This is a genomic window from Neisseria sp. HMSC067H09 (genome assembly GCF_001814135.1).
GTDB lineage: Bacteria > Pseudomonadota > Gammaproteobacteria > Burkholderiales > Neisseriaceae > Neisseria.
Genome location: NZ_KV814887.1, coordinates 1 through 4,673 on the forward strand (window position 1 = coordinate 1; position 4,673 = coordinate 4,673).

Here is a 4,673-nt window from a genome sequence, read left to right on the forward strand (position 1 = left end):
AGGGGATGTCCAACTTTTGGGGTGCAGTTCAAACTTGGTTTTGGGTTTTCAGACGACCTTTTTTCATCGAGATGTTTGTTCAAGGCTGAGGATTCGGAAGGTGTCTTCTAGAATATCAAGGACTCCATCCATTCCATCTAGGCAAATATTTTCGTTATCAAGAAAATCTTTATTTATACGCTCTTGCCATGATCTTCTATCATGAAGGGTACCAACGTCAAAATGTATATTTGCAGTGCCATATAGAATGAGCATCATAGCAATTACATTTGTATTTGTATGAACCACACCAAAATTATTTTTTGGAATATTCGCCAAAGACTGAATATTAAACAATCGAGCAAAATCTTTGCTATCAGTACGATTTTTATTAATATCGTCCATTAAACTCGGATAGAAGCAGAAGATAAATACACCTGTAATGCGAAGCAAGGCATATTGCCAGATTACCTTATTCAGTCCACCACTTAAAGAATGGTATATCTCTAAAAATCGGACTAATCGTTCCGTTTCCCTAAGCGATATATTGTTCCGTTCTATCATATCGCTGATAAAATTTATTGTTCCATTACGTTCTTCAATTAAGCTTCGTAATTCATCAGCCATACGACTTTTTCGTATCAACTGTTTGAAATATTCAACTGAAACTAAAGCCTGTATCATCCCAAACGGAGCCACAATCTTGTCAGGCAAGGCAAAGCTATACTTCAAAAACTTATCCAAATATTTGTGCGCATCCACTTCCACCCCATACCGATGATTAATCGCCGCGCGCAGTTGCTTGGTGTTCGTTACCAGCACGATTTTGACGTTTTCAACCTCAAAGACATGCTTGATGACCTCCAGCATATCGACGGCGTAATCGGGGCGGCAGCGGTCGAGTTCGTCGATAAACAGGATAATCGGTTTGGCCTCTGCAAATTCTTTCAGGCATGCTTTGAGCGTTTTTAGATTTTTTTCCGCTTCGATTTGCTCTTTCAACAAGGCTTCGACGGTTGCATCGATGGTATGGCTGGCGATTGTGGCAGCGGCATCGGTTACGGTTTCGGCCAAACTGTCTGCTTCTTGGCCGTCATTCATTATCTGTTGAAGCTCTTCTGCCAAATCGTCTGTATTTTGCTTTAGAACATGACCAACCGCTGCCTTGGCAACGGTTTTCATCAAGAATCCTGCGGCTTTCGTGATTCTCCTAATGCGATCTTTATGTTCTTCAATAAGCTTTTCGTCAGAACCTTCAGGCGTACATGCTTTGATGATTTCGGCAAGCAATGCCAGCAGAGGCTCTCCGCTGTGGTCTGAACGGAAGGCGTCGATATAGACGGGCCGGTAATCGGGATGCTGCTCCTGCATGAGTCGAATCAGCTTTTGGCAAAATTCGGTTTTGCCCGTTCCCCAGCCGCCGTCGATGACCATCGGGGAAAGGTCGATGGGCGAAGTAAGCAGCCTGATGATGTTTTCGGCTATCGGCTTACGGTTGAATTCGTCTTGTGTATCGAAAGTGGGGTTTTCTGAAGTTTGGGTTTCCATGTCATCCCTTTGTTTAATCATAAATTCAAATAAGAATACCTATGCCGTCATTCCCGCGCAGGCGGGAATCCAGACCGCAATCATTCAACTGTAGGTCGGATACTTTTATCCGACACTATCGTCCAAGATGTCGGATTCAAGAATCCGACTACGACACTAAAAATTTCTTTAATTCATCAGGAATTTCATCAATTCCCTCCGGTATTTCCCCAATCAAAACCGCATCAGAAAGAATATCCAATTTAGCTCTGTAATGATTAACCAGCTCCGCTAATTTCATAATAATTCCTAAAATTTAATTTTGATCGCAAGCTGTAGGTCGGATACTTGTATCCGACGCAACCGTCCAAGATGTCGGATTCAAGAATCCGACCTACGACGCTGCGCGGGAATGACGGCAGGGGTACGTTCTATTTTAATCTACATAAATATGTGTTGGTATTAAAAAAGGTCGTCTGAAACCTGATTTTCGGTTTCAGACGACCTTTCCCTATTTGCGGGTGAGCCTACTTCGCCCCCTTAAACCCGCGCTTCAAATGCACCATCAGCAATGCCACCGCCGCAGGCGTGACGCCGGAAATTCGGCTTGCCTGTCCGACGGTTTCGGGTTTGTGCTGGTTGAGCTTTTGCTGCACTTCGGCGGATAAGCCTTTGACTTTGCTGTAATCGATGTCGTCGGGCAGCTTTAAGGTTTCGATGTCGCGGCGGCTGTCGATTTCTTCGTTTTGGCGGTCGATATAGCCTTGGTATTTGACTTGGATTTCCACTTGCTCAATCACGTTTTCAGGCAGCCTGCACTCGGGTTCTGCGCCTTCGAGCGTCATCAGTGCGGCGTAGTCGAGGTTCGGGCGGCGCAGGAGGTCGTGCAGGTTGGCTTCGCGGCTGAGTTTTTGCCCGAACACGCGGATTTGTTCGTCTTCGGCGAGTTTTTGCGGCGTGTACCACGTTGTTTTCAAACGTTGGATTTCGCGTTCGATGGCTTCGCGTTTTTCGTTGAACATACGCCATTGCGCTTCACCCACCAAGCCGATTTTGTAGCCGTCTTCGGTCAGGCGCATGTCGGCGTTGTCTTCCCTGAGTTGCAGGCGGTATTCGGCGCGGCTGGTGAACATGCGGTAGGGTTCGTTCACGCCTTTGGTGATGAGGTCGTCCACCAATACGCCGAGATAGGCTTGTTCGCGGCGCAGCAGGAGCGGGTCTTGTTCGCGGACGTATTGCACGGCATTTGCGCCTGCGAGCAGGCCTTGTGCGGCGGCTTCTTCGTAGCCGGTGGTGCCGTTGATTTGTCCGGCGAAGAAGAGGCCTTGGATGGTTTTGGTTTCAAGGCTGGCTTTGAGGTTGCGCGGGTCGAAGTAGTCGTATTCGATGGCGTAGCCGGGGCGTAGGATGTGGGCATTTTCCAGACCTTTCATGCTGCGCACGAGTTGAATTTGAATGTCGAACGGCAGGCTGGTGGAGATGCCGTTGGGGTAGTATTCGTTGGTGGTCAGACCTTCGGGTTCAAGGAAAATCTGATGGCTGTCTTTGTCGGCGAAGCGGTTGATTTTGTCTTCGATAGACGGGCAGTAGCGCGGGCCGACGCCTTCGATTTTGCCGGTGAACATGGGGCTGCGGTCGAAGCCTGAGCGGATGATGCCGTGGGTTTGCAGGTTGGTATGCGTAATCCAGCAGGACACTTGGCGCGGGTGCATTTCGGCGTTGCCGCGCACGGAAAAGACGGGTACGGGCGTGTCGCCGGGCTGTTCGGTAAGCTGGGAGAAATCAATCGTGCGCCCGTCGATGCGCGGCGGCGTGCCGGTTTTCAGACGACCTTGCGGCAGATTCAATTCGCGCAAACGTCCGCCCAGCGATTTGGCGGCGGGGTCGCCGGCGCGGCCGCCTTCGTAGTTTTCCAAACCAATGTGGATTTTGCCGGACAAAAACGTGCCTGCGGTCAGCACGACGGCGCGGGCTTTGAATTCCACGCCCATCGCGGTGATTACGCCTGAAATGCGGTCGCCGTCGAGCGTTACGTCGTTAACCGACTGCTGGAAAAGCTCCAGATTTTCTTGGTTTTCCAGCATCTCGCGGATAGCGGCTTTGTACAGGATGCGGTCCGCCTGCGCGCGCGTGGCACGCACTGCCGCGCCTTTGCTGGCGTTCAGACGGCGGAACTGGATGCCGGATTTGTCGGTGGCCAACGCCATCGCGCCGCCGAGCGCGTCGAGTTCGCGCACGAGATGGCCTTTGCCGATGCCGCCGATGGAGGGGTTGCACGACATTTGTCCGAGCGTTTCGATGTTGTGTGTGAGCAAAAGCGTCTGCGCGCCCATGCGGGCGGCGGCAAGCGCGGCTTCCGTGCCTGCGTGTCCGCCGCCGACGACGATGACGTCGTAGGTTTTGGGGTAAATCATGTGGGTCATGTGTGTCAACGTGCCTAATGGTTTCAGACGACCTCTTTTCTCTGACGGAGGTCGTCTGAAAATATAATGAATTCAAAAATAAACGTGGAATTGTACGCTTTTTCGGGGGGATTTGACAGGTGGAAAGGCGCTTGCGGGTACGGGATGGGAAAAAGGTCGTCTGAAAATGCGGTTTCACCGAAATGAAAACGGATGAAACGGATTTGGCCCAATCTCAAATCTACAGTTTTTTAGAAGACCTTTGACTTGTTTTTAGCCCATCCTCCTTGTTTGCCGCGACCTTTCCCATTAATTTATATCAAGTCCTCCCCGCATTGCCGAAACAGCAAACCCCGACCTTCACCAAAAAGAAAACCCAATGAAACCATTTATCCGTGCCACATCCCTACTCTTCCTTGCCGCCGCCTCCGCGCTTGCCTCCGGCAAAGACTTTATCATTTACGACCGCATGGACTACGTCGGCAAACCCGACCTGGCTGCCGACAAATTGTCCAAAGTATTCCTGATTTACGAATCCGAGCTGGTGATGCCCGACCCTGCCGGCAAGCGCAAACACGGCGTGTTGAATGAAAAGCGCATCCGCGAATTGGCGCGCCAGTCCTATTGCGAAGGCTACCGCACCATCTCTACCGACATCGAAACCTGGTTTGCCGAAAAAGACGGACAAATCCTCACGCCTCAGGAACTTATAATCAATTAAAAACAAAATGGTACAATACTCAACTTTGAAGGTCTAACCATGGC

Annotated in this window: 3 protein-coding genes and 1 pseudogene; 1 reads left to right on the top strand and 3 read right to left on the bottom strand. The window is 50.1% G+C overall.

All coding sequences use genetic code 11. From position 1 onward, the window contains the following. Positions 1-63: 63 nt before the first annotated feature. From HMPREF2954_RS03670 to mnmG, 3 genes are all read right to left on the bottom strand, one after another. Positions 64-1,527, bottom strand: a complete 1,464-nt coding sequence (locus tag HMPREF2954_RS03670) for a KAP family P-loop NTPase fold protein (protein WP_045073640.1) — start codon at positions 1,525-1,527, stop codon at positions 64-66. A 148-nt stretch (positions 1,528-1,675) separates the two neighbouring features. After that, a complete protein-coding gene (locus tag HMPREF2954_RS13220) occupies positions 1,676-1,807 on the bottom strand; it encodes a hypothetical protein (RefSeq protein ID WP_321178100.1) in 132 nt (43 codons plus the stop codon). A gap of 226 nt (positions 1,808-2,033) precedes the next feature. Next, the gene (gene mnmG, locus HMPREF2954_RS03675; protein WP_045073643.1) at positions 2,034-3,929 is read right to left on the bottom strand and encodes a tRNA uridine-5-carboxymethylaminomethyl(34) synthesis enzyme MnmG; all 1,896 of its coding nucleotides are present in this window, start codon (positions 3,927-3,929) and stop codon (positions 2,034-2,036) included. Between the two features lie 358 nt (positions 3,930-4,287). On the opposite strand from mnmG, the pseudogene HMPREF2954_RS03685 reads away from it, so the two are divergent. Then, positions 4,288-4,617 (top strand): annotated as a pseudogene (locus tag HMPREF2954_RS03685) (hypothetical protein); the annotation flags it as partial. Between the last annotated feature and the right edge of the window lie 56 nt (positions 4,618-4,673).